The organism is Klebsiella sp. GG_Kp146 (genome assembly GCF_040061975.1).
In the GTDB taxonomy this organism is placed as follows: Bacteria; Pseudomonadota; Gammaproteobacteria; order Enterobacterales; family Enterobacteriaceae; genus Klebsiella; species Klebsiella quasipneumoniae.
Genome location: NZ_JBEAHA010000012.1, coordinates 70,122 through 87,091 on the forward strand (window position 1 = coordinate 70,122; position 16,970 = coordinate 87,091).

General features: G+C 56.1%; 17 protein-coding genes. 7 read left to right on the forward strand and 10 right to left on the reverse strand.

Annotated elements, in window-relative coordinates; translation table 11 throughout:
• Position 1: 1 nt before the first annotated feature.
• From acrB to maa, 4 genes are all read left to right on the forward strand, one after another.
• The gene (gene acrB / locus ABLU95_RS13665; RefSeq protein ID WP_023288644.1) at positions 2-3,148 is read left to right on the forward strand and encodes a multidrug efflux RND transporter permease subunit AcrB; all 3,147 of its coding nucleotides are present in this window, start codon (positions 2-4) and stop codon (positions 3,146-3,148) included.
• 483 nt (positions 3,149-3,631) lie between these two features.
• Positions 3,632-4,006 (forward strand): Hha toxicity modulator TomB, encoded by a 375-nt coding sequence (gene tomB / locus ABLU95_RS13670; protein ID WP_002892066.1) that lies wholly within the window; start codon positions 3,632-3,634, stop codon positions 4,004-4,006.
• 26 nt (positions 4,007-4,032) lie between these two features.
• Positions 4,033-4,251, forward strand: a complete 219-nt coding sequence (locus ABLU95_RS13675) for an HHA domain-containing protein (RefSeq protein WP_002892050.1) — start codon at positions 4,033-4,035, stop codon at positions 4,249-4,251.
• 158 nt (positions 4,252-4,409) lie between these two features.
• Positions 4,410-4,976 carry a maltose O-acetyltransferase gene (maa, locus tag ABLU95_RS13680; protein WP_023288643.1) on the forward strand — a complete coding sequence of 189 codons (567 nt, stop codon included), beginning with the start codon at positions 4,410-4,412 and terminating at the stop codon, positions 4,974-4,976.
• Here the strand turns inward: maa and ABLU95_RS13685 are convergent.
• Complete coding sequence (locus tag ABLU95_RS13685; RefSeq protein ID WP_032428629.1) at positions 4,948-5,079, reverse strand: hypothetical protein; 132 nt, start codon at positions 5,077-5,079, stop codon at positions 4,948-4,950. The genes maa and ABLU95_RS13685 overlap by 29 nt on opposite strands.
• Before the next feature lie 33 nt (positions 5,080-5,112).
• Here ABLU95_RS13685 and ABLU95_RS13690 point away from each other — a divergent pair, with 33 nt between their 5' ends.
• Complete coding sequence (locus tag ABLU95_RS13690; RefSeq protein ID WP_023288642.1) at positions 5,113-5,583, forward strand: YlaC family protein; 471 nt, start codon at positions 5,113-5,115, stop codon at positions 5,581-5,583.
• Here the strand turns inward: ABLU95_RS13690 and ABLU95_RS13695 are convergent.
• Positions 5,552-7,009, reverse strand: a complete 1,458-nt coding sequence (locus ABLU95_RS13695) for a PLP-dependent aminotransferase family protein (protein WP_348879768.1) — start codon at positions 7,007-7,009, stop codon at positions 5,552-5,554. The two genes, ABLU95_RS13690 and ABLU95_RS13695, sit on opposite strands and share 32 nt — an antisense overlap.
• 100 nt (positions 7,010-7,109) lie before the next feature.
• Between ABLU95_RS13695 and ABLU95_RS13700 the strand changes: the two genes are divergently transcribed.
• A complete protein-coding gene (locus ABLU95_RS13700; RefSeq protein WP_065882812.1) occupies positions 7,110-7,808 on the forward strand; it encodes a GNAT family protein in 699 nt (232 codons plus the stop codon).
• Here ABLU95_RS13700 and ykgO read toward each other — a convergent pair.
• The 3 genes from ykgO to ABLU95_RS13715 form a co-directional block, all read right to left on the reverse strand.
• The gene (gene ykgO / locus ABLU95_RS13705) at positions 7,805-7,945 is read right to left on the reverse strand and encodes a type B 50S ribosomal protein L36 (RefSeq protein ID WP_002892018.1); all 141 of its coding nucleotides are present in this window, start codon (positions 7,943-7,945) and stop codon (positions 7,805-7,807) included. The genes ABLU95_RS13700 and ykgO overlap by 4 nt on opposite strands.
• A complete protein-coding gene (locus ABLU95_RS13710) occupies positions 7,945-8,208 on the reverse strand; it encodes a type B 50S ribosomal protein L31 (protein ID WP_004204754.1) in 264 nt (87 codons plus the stop codon). The genes ykgO and ABLU95_RS13710 overlap by 1 nt, the downstream gene beginning before the upstream one ends.
• A gap of 116 nt (positions 8,209-8,324) precedes the next feature.
• Positions 8,325-9,395, reverse strand: a complete 1,071-nt coding sequence (locus tag ABLU95_RS13715; RefSeq protein WP_023288639.1) for a LacI family DNA-binding transcriptional regulator — start codon at positions 9,393-9,395, stop codon at positions 8,325-8,327.
• Positions 9,396-9,665: 270 nt separating this feature from the next.
• Between ABLU95_RS13715 and ABLU95_RS13720 the strand changes: the two genes are divergently transcribed.
• A complete protein-coding gene (locus ABLU95_RS13720; protein ID WP_023288638.1) occupies positions 9,666-10,937 on the forward strand; it encodes a maltoporin in 1,272 nt (423 codons plus the stop codon).
• A gap of 136 nt (positions 10,938-11,073) precedes the next feature.
• Here ABLU95_RS13720 and ABLU95_RS13725 read toward each other — a convergent pair whose 3' ends face one another.
• The 5 genes from ABLU95_RS13725 to ABLU95_RS13745 all read right to left on the reverse strand — a co-directional run bounded on the left by ABLU95_RS13725 (position 11,074) and on the right by ABLU95_RS13745 (position 16,918).
• Positions 11,074-11,388 (reverse strand): glucose PTS transporter subunit EIIB, encoded by a 315-nt coding sequence (locus ABLU95_RS13725; RefSeq protein WP_023288637.1) that lies wholly within the window; start codon positions 11,386-11,388, stop codon positions 11,074-11,076.
• Positions 11,389-11,453: 65 nt separating this feature from the next.
• A complete protein-coding gene (locus ABLU95_RS13730) occupies positions 11,454-13,511 on the reverse strand; it encodes a beta-galactosidase (RefSeq protein WP_101978175.1) in 2,058 nt (685 codons plus the stop codon).
• A 30-nt stretch (positions 13,512-13,541) separates the two neighbouring features.
• Positions 13,542-14,744 (reverse strand): arabinogalactan endo-beta-1,4-galactanase, encoded by a 1,203-nt coding sequence (locus tag ABLU95_RS13735; protein WP_348879771.1) that lies wholly within the window; start codon positions 14,742-14,744, stop codon positions 13,542-13,544.
• 4 nt (positions 14,745-14,748) lie between these two features.
• Entirely contained in the window at positions 14,749-15,600 is an 852-nt protein-coding gene (locus tag ABLU95_RS13740; protein WP_004204761.1) for a sugar ABC transporter permease, read from the reverse strand.
• 10 nt (positions 15,601-15,610) lie between these two features.
• Entirely contained in the window at positions 15,611-16,918 is a 1,308-nt protein-coding gene (locus ABLU95_RS13745; protein WP_048296875.1) for a sugar ABC transporter permease, read from the reverse strand.
• Positions 16,919-16,970 lie beyond the last annotated feature (52 nt).

The window sequence follows — 16,970 nt, forward strand, 5'->3', positions numbered from 1 at the left end:
CATGCCTAATTTCTTTATCGATCGCCCCATATTTGCATGGGTGATCGCCATCATCATCATGCTGGCTGGGGGATTATCGATCCTCAAATTGCCGGTGGCGCAATATCCGACGATTGCGCCGCCAGCAATTTCCATTACCGCCATGTACCCCGGTGCTGACGCCGAAACCGTGCAGAACACCGTGACTCAGGTTATCGAACAGAATATGAACGGTATCGATCACCTGATGTACATGTCCTCGAATGGCGACTCCACCGGTACGGCGACCATCACCCTGACCTTCGAATCCGGTACCGATCCGGACATCGCCCAGGTTCAGGTTCAGAACAAGCTGGCCCTGGCCACCCCTCTGCTGCCGCAAGAAGTACAGCAGCAAGGGATCAGCGTTGAGAAAGCGTCCAGCAGCTTCCTGATGGTTGTCGGCGTCATTAACACCAACGGCACCATGAACCAGGACGACATTTCGGACTACGTGGCGGCCAACATGAAGGACCCGATCAGCCGTACCAGCGGCGTCGGCGACGTTCAGCTGTTCGGTTCCCAATACGCGATGCGTATCTGGATGGATCCGAATAAACTGAATAACTTCCAGCTCACGCCGGTGGACGTGATCAGCGCGCTGAAAGCGCAGAACGCCCAGGTAGCCGCTGGTCAGTTAGGCGGTACGCCGCCGGTGAAAGGCCAGCAGCTCAACGCCTCCATCGTCGCACAGACGCGTCTGACCAATACGGAAGAGTTTGGCAACATTCTGCTGAAGGTGAACCAGGATGGTTCCCAGGTTCGTCTGCGTGATGTCGCCAAAATTGAACTGGGTGGCGAAAGCTATGACGTGGTGGCGAAGTATAACGGCCAGCCTGCGTCCGGTCTGGGTATTAAACTGGCTACCGGCGCGAACGCGCTGGATACCGCCAACGCGATCCGCGCTGAACTGGCGAAGATGGAGCCGTTTTTCCCGTCGGGGATGAAAATCGTTTACCCGTATGACACCACCCCGTTCGTGAAAATCTCTATTCACGAAGTGGTTAAAACGCTGGTGGAAGCGATCATCCTGGTCTTCCTGGTGATGTACCTGTTCCTGCAGAACTTCCGCGCCACCCTGATCCCGACCATCGCGGTGCCGGTGGTCCTGTTAGGGACCTTCGCGGTGCTGGCGGCGTTTGGCTTCTCGATAAACACCCTGACGATGTTCGGGATGGTGCTCGCCATCGGCCTGCTGGTGGATGACGCCATCGTGGTGGTCGAGAACGTCGAGCGCGTCATGGCCGAAGAAGGCCTGCCGCCGAAAGAAGCGACGCGTAAATCGATGGGGCAGATTCAGGGCGCGCTGGTAGGTATCGCCATGGTGCTGTCGGCGGTATTTATCCCGATGGCGTTCTTCGGCGGCTCAACCGGGGCCATCTATCGCCAGTTCTCCATCACCATCGTTTCCGCGATGGCGCTATCGGTACTGGTCGCGCTGATCCTGACGCCGGCGCTGTGCGCCACGATGCTGAAGCCTATTCAGAAAGGCAGCCATGGCGCGACCACGGGTTTCTTCGGCTGGTTTAACCGCATGTTCGATAAGAGCACGCACCATTACACCGACAGCGTAGGCAACATTCTGCGCAGCACCGGTCGTTATCTGGTGCTGTATCTGATCATCGTGGTGGGTATGGCGTGGCTGTTCGTTCGTCTGCCGAGCTCGTTCCTGCCGGACGAAGACCAGGGGGTGTTCCTGAGTATGGCCCAGCTGCCTGCCGGCGCCACCCAGGAGCGCACGCAGAAAGTGCTGGATGAGATGACGAATTACTATCTCACCAAAGAGAAGGACAACGTGGAATCCGTGTTTGCGGTTAACGGCTTCGGCTTCGCCGGCCGCGGCCAGAACACCGGTATCGCGTTCGTCTCGCTGAAAGACTGGAGTCAGCGTCCAGGCGACGAAAACAAAGTTGAAGCGATCACCGGTCGGGCGATGGGCTACTTCTCGCAGATTAAAGACGCGATGGTCTTCGCCTTTAACCTGCCGGCTATCGTTGAACTGGGTACCGCGACCGGCTTTGACTTCCAGCTGATTGACCAGGGCGGCCTGGGACACGAAAAACTGACCCAGGCACGTAACCAGCTGTTTGGCATGGTGGCGCAGCATCCTGACGTGCTGACCGGCGTGCGTCCTAACGGTCTGGAAGATACACCGCAGTTCAAAGTCGATATCGATCAGGAAAAAGCCCAGGCGCTGGGCGTCTCCATCAGCGACATTAACACCACGCTGGGCGCCGCCTGGGGCGGAAGCTATGTCAACGACTTTATCGACCGCGGCCGCGTGAAGAAAGTGTACATCATGTCTGAAGCGAAATACCGTATGCTGCCGGAAGACATCGGCAAGTGGTATGTTCGCGGTAGTGATGGCCAGATGGTGCCGTTCTCCGCCTTCTCCACCTCGCGTTGGGAATACGGTTCGCCGCGTCTGGAACGCTACAACGGTCTGCCATCAATGGAAATTCTTGGCCAGGCAGCGCCAGGCAAGAGTACCGGTGAGGCGATGAGCCTGATGGAAGAGCTGGCGGGTAAACTGCCGTCGGGTATTGGCTACGACTGGACCGGGATGTCTTATCAGGAGCGGCTGTCCGGTAACCAGGCCCCTGCCCTGTATGCCATCTCGCTGATTGTCGTCTTCCTGTGTCTGGCAGCGCTGTATGAGAGCTGGTCGATTCCGTTCTCGGTCATGCTGGTCGTACCGTTGGGTGTGGTCGGCGCGCTGTTAGCCGCCACCTTCCGCGGTTTAACCAATGACGTTTACTTCCAGGTTGGCCTGTTGACCACCATCGGCCTGTCGGCGAAGAACGCGATACTGATCGTTGAATTCGCCAAGGACCTGATGGAGAAAGAGGGCAAAGGGCTAATTGAGGCGACGCTTGAAGCGGTACGTATGCGTCTGCGTCCGATCCTGATGACCTCCCTGGCGTTTATCCTTGGGGTTATGCCGCTGGTTATCAGCTCCGGAGCGGGCTCCGGTGCGCAGAACGCCGTAGGTACAGGCGTAATGGGCGGGATGGTGACCGCGACGATCCTGGCAATCTTCTTCGTGCCGGTGTTCTTTGTGGTGGTGCGACGCCGCTTTAGTAAGAAATCAGAAGATATTGAGCACAGCCATCAGGTTGAGCATCATTAATCTGCACTGCTGAACAAAGGGCCGCTACTGCGGCCCTTTTTTTGATCATTACCCACAGGGCACATATTGCCATTGTTTATTTTTCGCGCTGCATTTAATATGTATTGATGTGTTCCCGGCTATATCTATCACGCTGTTTAGCCCTTAGGATCTTCTTACGCTCATTTACTAGGAATAATCCTAATATCATCATCACGGCCAGCGGTTTCTGAACGCGACGACTGCCTGCCTTAAGCCAATGATTGATAAGACATCTCTATTTTTCAGGCTGCGCGCCCGGGCCGGAGAATTTAATTCGTCTATTTTTAAGATAATTTCTCTCTGATAATTGTAATTTTTCGTAATAGCACGATGAAATCTGTTGGAGAGTGGATTATAGTTAAATCAGCAGGATTACTCAGTTAGTGTCAGGTCAGTTAGTCGTGTTCATCCCACAACGGTGTTTGTTAGTCGTCGTTTAAACCACTCAAAAGGGGATGCGTTATGGACGAATACTCGCCAAAAAGACATGATATCGCACAACTACGCTTTCTCTGCGAAACGCTGTATCATGACTGCCTTGCAAACCTGGAAGAGAGCAACCATGGCTGGGTCAACGACCCGACATCGGCTGTCAATCTCCAGTTAAATGAACTGATCGAGCACATTGCCACGTTCGCCCTTAATTATAAAATTAAGTACGCTGAGGATAATAAGCTGATCGCTCAGGTTGACGAATATCTGGACGATACATTTACATTGTTCAGTAACTACGGCATTAACTCTACGGATTTGCAAAAGTGGAAAAAATCCGGTAATCGGTTATTTCGTTGTTTTGTCAACGCCAGCCGGGAAAATCCGGCCAGTCTTTCGTGTTAGGATTATTACAATCAAAAGGTGGAATTATGTCTGATAAGCCATTAACTAAAACAGACTATTTGATGCGCTTACGCCGTTGCCAGACAATTGACACGCTGGAGCGCGTCATTGAAAAAAACAAATATGAACTTTCTGATAATGAGCTGGCGGTATTTTACTCAGCCGCCGATCATCGTCTGGCTGAACTGACCATGAATAAGCTGTACGATAAGATCCCGACGTCCGTCTGGAAATTTATCCGCTAATTACCGCGCCCGACGCAGTCTGCTGACCGGACGGTAATCGCCAGCCTCAGCAGGGTATCTTTGTGATAGTCATCACATCATTTAGCCAACAGCAAACCTGTAACCGGTTTCTTTTTTATACTGCTTTGGCCATCTAACGTCAGGTATAAGGAAGACCAATGAGTGAAGAAAAACGCAAAATGATCGCCGGTGAGCTCTATTTATCTGGCGACCCAACGCTACGCGCCGATCGCCTGCGCGCCAGACAGCTGCTGCACCGTTATAATCATTCCGCCCCGGATGCGCAGGAAGAACGTCAGCGTATTCTCGCCGAGCTGCTCGGTCGCGCTGGCGATGCGTATATCGAGCCAAGCTTTCGCTGCGACTACGGCTACAATATCTTTCTCGGCGCCGGTTTTTACGCCAATTTTGACTGCGTGATGCTGGACGTCTGCCCTATCCATATTGGCGATAACTGCATGCTCGCCCCGGGCGTCCATATCTATACCGCCACCCATCCGCTGGATGCTGAGGCCCGAAACAGCGGCCAGGAATATGGCAAACCGGTGACCATTGGCCACAATGTGTGGATTGGCGGTCGGGCGGTGATCAATCCCGGGGTGACCATTGGCGATAATGCGGTCATCGCGTCCGGAGCGGTGGTCACTAAAGACGTCCCCGCCAGTACCGTTGTCGGCGGCAACCCGGCGCAGATCATCAAGCGCCTTCCGCCGCCAAATGCGTAACTGTTATGCTTTTCTGTAACTGATCTGTTACTTTCTCCGCAGAATACTGCAACATAAAATAGCCTTCAGGCTGAGCCTGCCACGCCCGAGCCACCGGGCGCACGGTGCAGGCTTATTGCAGAATTCGGGGACCAAGATGACAGAAATACAACGCCTGCTAACTCACACCATTGACGAACTGAACGTGCAGGAAAAACGCGATAATCGCCCGCGTTTTAGCATCAGTTTTATCCGTAACCATCCGGGCCTGTTTGTTGCCATGTATGCCGCATTTTTGGCGACGCTGGTGGTGATGCTGCGCTCTGAAACGCTGGTGGATTCGGTCTGGTTGTTGGTGGTGCTGTTCATCCTGTTCAACGCTTTTTTCTTCTTTGACGTCTATCCACGCTATCGTTACGAAGATATCGATGTCCTCGACTTTCGCGTGTGTTACAACGGCGAATGGTACAACACCCGCTTTGTCCCCCGACAGCTGATCGACCGCATCCTGCAGTCGCCGGACGTCGATAGCGAGCAGAAGGCGCAGCTTAAAAAAATGGTCGACACCAAAGGCGATCTCTCCTTTTACGATGTCTTTACGCTGACCCGAGCCGGTACTGCGCAATAAGACGATTCAGCGTCCGCAGCGCCAGCGGATAGCGGGAAGCAGAAGTATTGCCATACCCCAGCACCAGCCCGCTCCGCCCCTGCCGCGGGTCGAGATAGAAATGACTTAGCGCAGCGGGCGCCAGCTGAAACTGACGCGCCTGCTGCGCTATCGCGCGATCGTCGATCCCCTCTATGGCCAGCGTCAAATGGAGCCCCCCTTCCCCACCAAGGACTTCGCACGGCACGGTGATCTCTTGCGCCAGCGCCTCGCGCAGCAGCTGCTGACGTTTGCGGTACAGACGACGCATCGCCGCCAGATGACGCGCATAGTGCCCCTTCTCGATAAAGCTGGCCAGCGCCCGCTGTTCAGCGCGGTGTCCCCCGCGCAGCAGCGTGCCAATGGCCTCCTGAGCGGCATCCGCCAGCGCGGGCGGCATTACCATAAAACCGATACGCAGCGCTGGAAAAAGGGTTTTGCTGAAGGTGCCGAGATAGACCACCGGGGCATCCGGGACCATTCCCAGCATCGCCGGGATCGGCTCTCCGCTGTGGCGAAACTCGCTGTCGTAGTCATCCTCCACAATCCACGCGCCGTGCCGATGGGCATACTCCACCAGCGCCAGACGCCGCGCGGCGCTCATAACGCTCCCAAGGGGATACTGATGAGAGGGAGAGGTGAAAATCAGCCGGGGTGGCTCTGCCGCGCCGTTGGCCATACACATCCCTTCATGATCGACGGCCATCCCGCAGACCTGCAGCCCCGCCCGCTGGAAACCACTCCTGGCGCCCAGGTATCCCGGCTCTTCCTGCCACACGGTGTCGCCCGGGTTGGTCAACAGCGAGGCGCATAAGTTGACCCCTTCCAGCGCCCCCTCGGTGATGACGATCTGCCGGATATCGCACTGAATACCCCGGGAGAGCGCCAGATGGCGAGCGATAGCCTCCCGCAGTTGGGGATCGCCCGCGGCCTCACCGTAACCCAGCAGCGTGCTGCCCTCGTCACGCAATGCCTTATCCATTAACCGCCGCCACAGCGGCAGCGGGAAATAGTTCACCGCCGGCATGCCAGGCGTAAACGGCAGCGCCGGCGAGTCACGGCGCATAGCGGCTGGCAGCCCCTGCAGCCTCTCAGACAGCACAACGGGTGGCGCGTTTACCTCCTGCCGGCGGCTGGCGGCGAGCGGCACAACCTGCGTCCCCTGACGGCTTCGCGTCAGGTATCCTTCCAGCGTCAGCTGCTCGAGTGCGGCATTCACCGTATTGCGCGACAGATGCAGTCGACCGGCAATCACGCGCGATCCTGGCAAACGGCAGCTGGCCGCCAGGGTTCCCTGCAGGATGGCATGGCGCAAAGTGTGGTAAAGGGCGCGCTGCAGGGTTTCGTCCGTTCGCTGCCGCATCCCCTGCGTCACCAATCCATAAAACGCATCGTCCGGTATGTTCATGTCACCTCCTCGTGGATCCATAAAAACATACTCTGGTGGCACTTTTTAGGGAACCAGCCAGCGCGTACGCTGCCTGTACATCCCCAATAAGGAAACCGCAATGTGTGAATACAATCAGTTTGGACAGGCGCTCGGCGCCGCGCTGCCCGACTGGCAACCCCGCCCCTGGCCAACGCGGCAGGTACTGCAGGGCAGCCGCTGTCGGCTCGAACCGCTCACCCCCGCCCACGCCAGCGATCTGTTTGCTGCCCACCAGCTGGCGCCCGACGCCCGCAGCTGGACGTGGCTGCTGCGCGAACCGGAAAGCAGTCTAGCTGAATTTAGCGCCTGGGTGGCGCAGGTTGCGACGCTGACCGATCCTATCCATTTCGCCGTCGTTGACCAGCAGCGCGGGACGGCGGTCGGGTCGCTGGCGTTAATGCGCATCGATGCCAACCACGGCGTGATCGAGGTGGGGCATGTCCATTTCTCTCCGTTGCTGAGCCGAACGGCTATGGCGACCGAAGCGCACTGGCTGTTGATGCAGTATGTTTTCGGGACGCTCGGCTACCGTCGCTATGAATGGAAATGCAATAGCCTCAATACGCCGTCAGGTCGGGCGGCAAGGCGACTGGGATTTCAGTACGAAGGACGTTTTCGTCAGGCGCTGGTGAGCAAAGGACACAACCGGGACACGGACTGGTTTTCAGTGATTGATGGCGAATGGCCGGAGCTGGATAGCGCCATGCGCCAATGGCTGGCCGCCGACAATTTTACCGCCGACGGCCAGCAGCGCCGCCCCCTGGAAAGCTTCCGTTAACGACGTTTTTTGCGCCCCTGCACCGCTTTAAAGCGGGGGTTGCTCTTACAGATCACGTACAGCCGCCCTTTGCGTTTGACCAGCTGGCAATCCGGGTGGCGCTGTTTGGCGCTGCGTAATGAGTTAACGACCTGCATCATGCCTTCCTTTTTGCATCAATAAAGCCGCCGAAACGCTGGCGGAAACGGGCCGCGCTACCCTCGCTGGCGAACGTTTTTTGTTTGCCGGTGTAGTAAGGATGCGATTTCGATGAGACATCGATCGTCACATACGGATACGTCTCACCGTCGAGCTCAATCACGCGTTCGGTGCGGATGGTTGAGCCAACTTTAAAATATTCATTGGCGCTGGTGTCGTGAAACACCACCGTGCGATAGGGAGGATGGATATGGGCTTTCATGATGACCTCATCATTATGTTATAACATAACAATTAAGTTACGCCGTTCCACGACAAAGATCAACCATGGTCATAGCAGGGGTAATAACAAAGAGGCGAGTTTCCTCGCCTTTGGCTTCAGGGCGCCAGACGGTGGGCGATAGCGCGAAGTTGCTCCGCGATGGCCTGCAGATCTTTCCCCTGCTCGACTCTGGCGCCGCTGGAATGGCGAATCACCAGGCGCGCCGGCAGGATGGATGAGGTATGCGCCGCGCCGCTGGTACTGGCGAGGATCCGCCGCACCGCCTCTTTACCCTGCAGGTCGAGGTCCAGCGATACCGTACTCAATGCCGGATAGAAAAAGGAGCTTTCATAGGTATCGTCATAGCCAATCACCGATTTCTCTCCCGGCACCGCCACCTGATGCTGATGGAAGGCGCTGAGCACCCCCAGCGCCATCTGGTCATTGCCCACCAGCACAGCGCTGAAGTTCGGCGTTTCACGCAGCATCTGCAGCGCGCCGGCGTAGCCGCTTTGCGCATCCCAGTTGCCGTGCAGGACGGTCACCGGCTTCAGGCCGTAGCCATCCAGGGTCTCCAGCCAGCTTTTCAGCCGCAGTTTGGCCGATACGGAGCTGTCCGGCCCCGCCAGCAGCGCGATCTCCCGATGCCCCATCTCGTAGAGATATTTGACGCTGGCCCGGGTGCCGTCCGCCGGGTTAAACGAAACGTTAAACACGGAGCTGTAGGGATCAACATCGAGAAACAGGCAGACGATATCATCGTTGTCAGCGGCGATTTTCTGCGCCTGTTCGGTCTCCAGCGGCACGTTGATAATGACCTTATCCACCCGCTGAGACTTCAGCTCATTGATGGAATCCTGGATGCTTTGGTTGACGCTCTCATCGATCATCGAAATCAGGACCTGGTAACCTTCCAGATTGGCATAGCGTTTTACCGCCGCCGCTACCTGGGAGGGGGCATGCCAGGCCAGCGAAATCGTCACCAGCCCCACCGTCTGGCTCTCCTTCCCCACCAGCTGCTGCGCCAGCCGGTTGGGCACATAGCGTAGAGCCTCTATCGATTTCTCCACCTTGCGGCGCGTCGCTTCGGATACATTGGCAGATTTGTTGAGTACCCTGGACACGGTCTGGTAAGAGACACCCGCATGACGTGCGACGTCTTCCAGAGTAGCGCTTTTAGACTTCATGGTCCGGTTCCTTATGTTGTTATCCCATGATTGTAACAGGGGCCATTTGAAAAAACGCTCACCGCCACTTCTCACCGCAAAATTAGACCACAAAAAGTATTACGTTCACAACCAGTTTAATTGTGAATCACCTCACTCATCACAACAAAAAACAGCGTTATTATTTGCACTTAGTCACACAATAATCATATCTCGTTTGCCTGAAGTTACATTTAGGCATTTTATGACATCAGTTATGTGAACGTAATACAAAACAATAAGAGGATAGAGATGAATACGACACTGCGCGCCCTTTCCACAGCATTAGCCGCTGCGCTAATCACCCCTTCCGCCTTTGCGGCTACCGCTGCGATCCCGACCGTTGATTTTCATGGCTATTTGCGCGCCGGGGTTGGGGTCTCCGGCGACGGTAGCGAAGCGGAATGGCAAAAGAACAAGCTGGGCCGGTTGGGGAACGAATCGGATACCTATGGCGAACTGGAATTGGGCTCCGAGGTCTACAAAAAAGATGATGTCAGTTTCTATCTCGACAGCATGGTCAGCATGGTCTCCGATGGCTCTAACGATAATGAAACCACGTTGAACGATGACGCGCAGTTCGGCTTACGTCAGCTGAATCTGCAGATCAAAGGGCTGATCCCGGGCGATCCGAATGCGGTGATCTGGGGCGGCAAACGTTACTATCAGCGTCACGATCTGCACATCATCGATACCAAATACTGGAACATTTCCGGCTCCGGGGCCGGGGTGGAAAACTACACCCTTGGCCCGGGCGCCGTCTCGCTGGCGTGGATCCGCGGCGATGCCAACGACGTTGACTATCGCGTCGATGGCGACAGCAACGTCAATATCAACTATATCGATTTACGCTATGCGGGATGGAAGCCGTGGTCCGGGTCGTGGACCGAATTCGGCATCGACTACGCCATGCCGAACACCACCAAAAAACAGGACAGCTACGGCGGGCTGTACGATGCCGAAAATGGCGTGATGCTAACCGGTGAAATCAGTCAGGATATGCTGGGCGGCTATAACAAAACCGTGCTGCAGTATGCCAACAAAGGGCTGGCGCAGAATATGGTCTCCCAGGGCGGCGGCTGGTACGATATGTGGAACTACGTGAATGACGCCACCGGCTATCGCGTGATTAACACCGGTCTGATCCCCATTACCGAGAAGTTCTCCATCAACCACGTTCTGACCTGGGGCTCGGCGGATGATATTACCGACTACACCGACAAAACGCGGATGCTGTCGCTGGTCGCCCGCGGGCAGTATCAGTTCACCGACTACGTGCGCCTGATTGGCGAAGTCGGCGGTTTCTATCAGAAAGACAGCTACAACAATGGCACCAGTTACAAACAGGCCGGTGAGAAATATACCATTGCGCTGGGTCTGGCGGACGGGCCGGACTTTATGTCACGTCCGGAATTACGTATTTTCGCGTCGTATCTGAATGATTCCGAAGATGGTAAACCATTTGAAGACCAGACGGCGAATAATACCTGGAATTTCGGCGTGCAGGTTGAAGCCTGGTGGTAATATCGCTCTGGTAAGAAAAATACGTTATTGATATCTCCAACGCTAAGGTCATTAATTACCCTCCGGTAATCATTATTGCCACTGCTGTCTTTGTCTTATTTTCGGGATAACCTGTTTTCAGGTTATCCCATTTTATTTATTTCCGCGCGGCAAAATGGTCATCCAGCAATTGACGTAGCGCATCGGACTGCTTACCGAAAATAGCATGAACCTGCTGACCAAGAATAATGACGCCCAGCGCGCCCTGCTGCTGCAAAGCGTCAGAGTCCACGGCCGCCAGATGACGAACCGTTACCCGCAGACGGGTAATACAGGCGTCCACTTGGGTAATATTCGCTTCACCGCCGAAGGCCTGAATCAGCGCCTCGATTTGCTGTTTTTCCGCTTCGCTTAACGGCTGTGCCGGACGCGCAGGCGAGAAATAGTGCAGGAAAGATTTTAAACTCACCATCATAAACTCCAGGGTAATAGATAAAAAAAAAGCCTGCTCGGCAGAGCAGGCGTGGAGAAAAAGGATTACGCGTGGCGACGGAGAATACGGCAATCCCATGCTGACAGGGTCAGCGGGTCCGACACCGCCGCGTCGGTCAGGCAATCCCGATACCCTGGCGGCAGGCTCAGGGTATGGCTTTGCGCGCTGTAGTTCTGCAGGAAGACAAACGTACTCTCACCGTCGGTGCGCGCGGTGGCCACCACTCCGGGCGGTAAATCCGCCGCGATCGCCCGCGGCAGCGCCAGCTCCTTGCTCAGGGCGGCAAAAAAGTCGCGCTGGAAGGCCAAATCGTTGCGGGAGGCCACATGCCAGGCTTTACCTTTCCCGAAGCCGTTCACCGTCACCGCTGGCCTTCCGGCATAAAAATCATCCCGGTAGGTGGCCAGCGTCTGCGCGCTTTCGGTATGGATCAGTTCACAGAGATGGCGCACCTGATAGGGGCCCTGAAGACCGCACTGATTCCCGGCCAGGCCCTGCACCAGATTAAACTCGCCGTCATTCAGACAATCGATCTCCTCCGCCCAGATGCCCAGAAGATTGCGCAGCGGGCCCGGGAAGCCGCCGAGATAGCAGAGATCGGACTCGTTGACGATGCCGGTCCAGTAGGTGGTCACCAGATGGCCGCCGCTGGCGACGAACGCCTCCGCCCGCCCGGCAAAGCCGTCGCGCACCATGTATAACATCGGGGCGATCACCAGCCGATACGGCGTTAAATCAGCGTCGGCGTCAATCACATCGACGGCGATGCCCTGCTCCCAGAACGGACGGTAGTGCTCATTGACCGTCTTCTCATACTCCATACCCAGATTGCGCGGCCCCTGGGCGTCATCAAGCGCCCAGCGGTTCTGCTGGTCGAAGATAATCGCCACTTTCGCCTCGGTGCGACACCCCCTCACCGCCGGCAGCTTGCTGAGGATCTCGCCGAGCTGGCTGACTTCACGGCCAATGCGGGTATCAATATGCCCAACGTGGTCGACCACCGCGCCGTGGAATTTCTCAACCGAACCACGGCTCTTGCGCCACTGGAAATACTGCACCGAGTCGGCGCCATGCGCCACCGCCTGCAGCGAAGAGAGAATATGCATCCCCGGTTTCTTCAGTTTGCTGGTCGGCTGCCAGTTGGTGGCGCCCGGCGTGGACTCCATCAGCACAAACGGCTGGCCGCCCTTCAGGCTGCGCATCATGTCGTGATACATCGCGGTATAGCAGGCCAGCGCGGTTTCGTCTTTGTCGCGATGCCACATCGGATAGCTGTCCCAGGAGATAAAGTCCAGCACCTCCGCCAGCTGCCAGTAGTCGTAATCGTAAAAATACTCCATAAAGTTGGTGGTCACCGGCAGGGCGGCATTCGCCGCCTTCAGCGGGGCGATTTCATGGCGGCAGAAATCGGTCACCTGGGCGGTATTAAAGCGATGCCAGTCCAGATTCAGGCCGTGGATCGACACCTCGCCCTGCGGCGCAGGCGATTCAATCTGCGACCAGTCGCTGTAGGTATGGCTCCAGAAAGTGCTCCACCAGGCCTGGTTGAGATTCTCCAGGGTCTGGTACCGCGCCTTCAGCCAGTCGCGAAAGCGAGTCTGGCAACGCTCGCAATGACATTCGCCGCCATATTCATTGGAAATATGCCAGCCCAGCACCGCCGGATGCGCAGAATAGCGCTCTGCCAACAGGGTATTGATTTTAAGGGTCTTCTCACGATAAACCGGCGATGACATACAGTGGTTGTGACGGCCGCCGTGCAGGGCTGGCACCCGATCGCGCCCCACCCGCAGAACCTGCGGATAGCGCTGTGACATCCACGCCGGACGCGCTCCGCTCGGCGTGGCCAGAAAAACATGAATGCCGGCGGCATACAGTTTATCGAGGATGGTATCCAGCCAGGCGAAATCAAATACCCCTTCGCGCGGCTCAAGTTTCGCCCAGCTAAATATTCCCACCGACATCACATTACATTTTGCCTGCTGCATCATGGCAATGTCTTTATCAATAATATCGGGGTCATTCTCCCATTGTTCCGGGTTATAATCTGCGCCATGCAGCAGCGTATTAACCTTTGGATGTAAAGGTGCAAATTTATTCATAATAAACTTCCTGAAAAGAACGACAAAAAATTAATTAAATACTTTTACCGACGGCAATACTTTTCCCTGACAATCAAATAGCGCCTGATTTTCACGCGCATTGCCCTCTTTCCATTCGTCATGGATATATTTCATCCCCGCCGGGGTGGCCCAGGTATTTCCCGGAACGGCAATCCACGTGGGCTCCCAGTAAAAAATCCCTTTGCCGCGCTGGTCGGGAACATCAATGACCGCCTGCATCAGATCGTGGATATAGCGATATTGTCCCTGCACGCTGGCGGGATATCCCCCGTCCTTTTCCTCTTTGGCCTGGAAACTGTTTTCCGCGTTATCGCAATTGGCCAGGGTATAGGCATAAGCCGCCTCGACGACAATAACGTCTTTGTTATAGCGTTTGCTGATGTCATCCATATTGGCCTTCAGGGCGCTGATCGGCCCGTTCCAGTAGGTGTACATCGACAAACCGATCACGTCATACGGCACATGGCGTTTCTCTATTTCGTCAAACCACCAGCGGAAGGTATCGTTTTTGGTCCCTTCAGCCAGATGCAGCATGATTTTCACCTGCTCGCCGTTGTGCAGGTTCGCCTTCAGGCCATCAATGGCCGCGTTCAGCAGACCAGCCAGCCGGTCGAACTCTCCGCCCCCCTGCCCCCAGCTTTTCCCTTCCGGCCACAGCATACCGCCATTGATCTCATTGCCGATCTGCACCATATCCGGCAGGACGCCCGCCTGCTTAAAGCGGGCGATGGTATCCCGGGTATAGTCATGAATCGCCGTTTTCAGCTTTGGGTAATCCATCTTTTCCCAGGCCTTCGGTTTGAACTGCTTGCCGGGATCGGTCCAGAAATCGCTGTAATGAAAGTCGAGCAGCAGCTTCATTCCCTGGGCTTTCGCGCGTTTCGCCAGTGCCAGGGTCGTGGCCAGATCGTTATTCCCGCCGCCATAGCCCTCGCCGCTTGCCGATTGCGGATCCACCCACAGGCGGAGGCGAACATAGTTGACGCCGTTCTCTTTCAGAATGGCGATCGGATCCTTACGCTGGTTATTCTGGTCGTAGAAGGTCGCCCCGTGCTTTTCAGCATCCAGCAGCGTGGAGATATCCGCGCCTTTAATAAAGTCCGCCGGCATGCCCTGAAAGGCGCGGGTTTCAAGCGCGTCAGCCGCCAGCGAAGGGGGGGAAAAACTGCATGCCAGACAAACCGCAAGCCATGCGGGTGTAAATCTTTTCATGTGCTTATCCTTTAGTACTGCCCGAGGTCAGGCCGGAGACGAAGTATTTTTGTAACGCCAGATAGAGGATCGCGACCGGCACGGCAATCAGCACCGCCCCCGCCGCGTAGGTGGTGTAGCTGGCCCCCATTTTTTGCGCCACCAGGTTATACAGACCGATAGGCAGGGTGTATTTATCCGGGGTACGCAGGATGGTGCTGGAGAGGATGAAATCCCCCAGCGGGCCGGTGAAGGAGAACAGCGCCACCACCGCGAGGATCGGCCTCGACAACGGCATGATGATCTCGATAAAGATGCGAAAGCTGCTGGCGCCGTCCATGCGGGCGGACTCATCCAGATCTTTGGGGATCGCGTCGAGATACCCCTTCATCAGCCAGGTGTTCATCGGGATCATTCCCCCGACGTAGATCAGCACCAGCGCCAGATGGCTGTTAATCAGGCCAAGCAGTTGCGACAGCACAAAGATGGCAATCAGCGCGGAAAACTGCGGGATCATCTGCAGCAGCAGGAACAGCATCAGCCCGTTCTGCCGCCCTTTAAAGCGGAAGCGGGAGAAGGCGTAGGCGGTAAAGCTGACGCTAATCAGGGTCAGCACCATGGTCAGGAAGCTGATTTTCATCGAGTTCCAGTACCAGGTAAGGTAATTCACATTGCCATTGAACAGATCGGCATAGTGCTGGAACGACAGATTTTCCGGAATGATCGAGGTACTCAGCAGGCTATTGCCGGCGTTCAGCGACGCCCCGACGGTCCAGACCAGCGGATAGATAATCACCACCGAGACCAGGATAACCACCAGCCAGGTGAGAGAGAGTCGGATCCACTTTTCGCGTTTAATACTGGGTGATTGAGCCATGTTGCTTCCCTTACGCCATGTCGTCATTTTTGAAGGATTTGGTGGCGCGGAACTGCCACAGCGCCAGGCCGACGACGAAGATCGACAGCAGGATAGTGATGGTCGCCGCGATGGCGTACTGCGACGAGGACATCGTCAGCTTATAGATCCACGACACCAGAATATCCGTCCCGCCGGCGTTAGATCCCGCCACCGCAGGGCCGCCGTTGTTAAACAGATAAATGATGTTGAAATTATTAAAGTTGAAGGTGTACTGGGTGATGATGATCGGCGCGATCGCGTACAGCACCAGCGGCAGGGTGATGGTGCGCAGGCGGGTAAAGGCGCTGGCGCCGTCCATCGTCGCCGCTTCATACAGATCGTCCGGGATCGCCTGCAGCACGCCGGTGGTCATGGCAAAGACAAACGGGAAGCCAAGCCAGGTCTGCATCATGATCAGCGCGGTTTTGGTCCAGAACGGGTCGGTCAGCCATGCCTTTGGACTGATGCCGAAGAATGACAGGATCGCGTTGTTAATCACCCCGAAGGAGTCATTGAACATCCCGGCAAAGACGAGGATGGTGACAAACCCCGGCACCGCCCACGGCAAAATAAAGATAGTGCGGATCAGCGGCTTAAAGCGCAGATCTTTTTGGTTCACCAGAATCGCCAACAGCACGCCCACCGTACACTGCAGGGTGGTCGCCAGCAGCGTCCACACCACGGTCCACTGCAGCACATCCAGGAAGGTGGAGCGCCAGATGGAGAGGGTGAAAATATTGACGAAGTTTTTCAGGCCCACCCAGTCCACCAGCTTCGCCGGCGGCGTGTGGTAAAGGTTATAGTTGGTGAAGGCGATGGCGAAACCAAACAGAATGGGAAAGATCACCACAAAGACCAGCAGAATAAAGCCTGGCGTGATCATCAGGTACGGGAAGCCATCGCTCAGCAGCATCTGGTACTGCTTACGCACGCTGTTCAGCGCGACCCCCTCATCGCGTTTTTTGCCGTTCAGCCACGCGTCCCGCAGCGAGAGAAAATAGATCAGCACGCCAAAAGCGACGATCAGCACGCTGATAATCCCCTCCGCTAACAGGAAGATAGAGTTATCCCGGGGCACCTCTTCACCCAGGGTATAGAGCCCCCACAGCCCCTCGCGCAGGAAGTCATAAAAAATACCCAGAAAGCTGCTCAACAACACCAGGAAGACCAGCCCCTTCAGCCACTGGCGATGATAAAACTGACCGAAACCCGGCACGATTGCCAGCAGCAGGCCGCACCACGCATGGCGCCCGGGCCCGCGCGCGTCGCTATAATTTTCGCTGGAATGGATGCTCACACTCGACTCCTTCTACAAACGGGAGGTCCCCCTCCCGCTCGGTGACTTCACG

What these genes read in the sequence shown, in the direction of transcription:
- acrB (WP_023288644.1), top strand. Translation starts at nt 2, where the DNA reads ATGCCTAATTTCTTTATCGATCGCCCCATATTTGCATGGGTGATCGCC.
- tomB (WP_002892066.1), top strand. Translation starts at nt 3,632, where the DNA reads ATGGACGAATACTCGCCAAAAAGACATGATATCGCACAACTACGCTTT.
- ABLU95_RS13725 (WP_023288637.1), bottom strand. Translation starts at nt 11,388, where the DNA reads ATGGTGAGTTTAAAATCTTTCCTGCACTATTTCTCGCCTGCGCGTCCG.
- ABLU95_RS13710 (WP_004204754.1), bottom strand. Translation starts at nt 8,208, where the DNA reads ATGAAAGCCCATATCCATCCTCCCTATCGCACGGTGGTGTTTCACGAC.
- ABLU95_RS13715 (WP_023288639.1), bottom strand. Translation starts at nt 9,395, where the DNA reads ATGAAGTCTAAAAGCGCTACTCTGGAAGACGTCGCACGTCATGCGGGT.
- ABLU95_RS13690 (WP_023288642.1), top strand. Translation starts at nt 5,113, where the DNA reads ATGACAGAAATACAACGCCTGCTAACTCACACCATTGACGAACTGAAC.
- ABLU95_RS13675 (WP_002892050.1), top strand. Translation starts at nt 4,033, where the DNA reads ATGTCTGATAAGCCATTAACTAAAACAGACTATTTGATGCGCTTACGC.
- maa (WP_023288643.1), top strand. Translation starts at nt 4,410, where the DNA reads ATGAGTGAAGAAAAACGCAAAATGATCGCCGGTGAGCTCTATTTATCT.
- ABLU95_RS13730 (WP_101978175.1), bottom strand. Translation starts at nt 13,511, where the DNA reads ATGAATAAATTTGCACCTTTACATCCAAAGGTTAATACGCTGCTGCAT.
- ABLU95_RS13695 (WP_348879768.1), bottom strand. Translation starts at nt 7,009, where the DNA reads ATGAACATACCGGACGATGCGTTTTATGGATTGGTGACGCAGGGGATG.
- ABLU95_RS13700 (WP_065882812.1), top strand. Translation starts at nt 7,110, where the DNA reads ATGTGTGAATACAATCAGTTTGGACAGGCGCTCGGCGCCGCGCTGCCC.
- ABLU95_RS13740 (WP_004204761.1), bottom strand. Translation starts at nt 15,600, where the DNA reads ATGGCTCAATCACCCAGTATTAAACGCGAAAAGTGGATCCGACTCTCT.
- ABLU95_RS13720 (WP_023288638.1), top strand. Translation starts at nt 9,666, where the DNA reads ATGAATACGACACTGCGCGCCCTTTCCACAGCATTAGCCGCTGCGCTA.
- ykgO (WP_002892018.1), bottom strand. Translation starts at nt 7,945, where the DNA reads ATGCAGGTCGTTAACTCATTACGCAGCGCCAAACAGCGCCACCCGGAT.
- ABLU95_RS13735 (WP_348879771.1), bottom strand. Translation starts at nt 14,744, where the DNA reads ATGAAAAGATTTACACCCGCATGGCTTGCGGTTTGTCTGGCATGCAGT.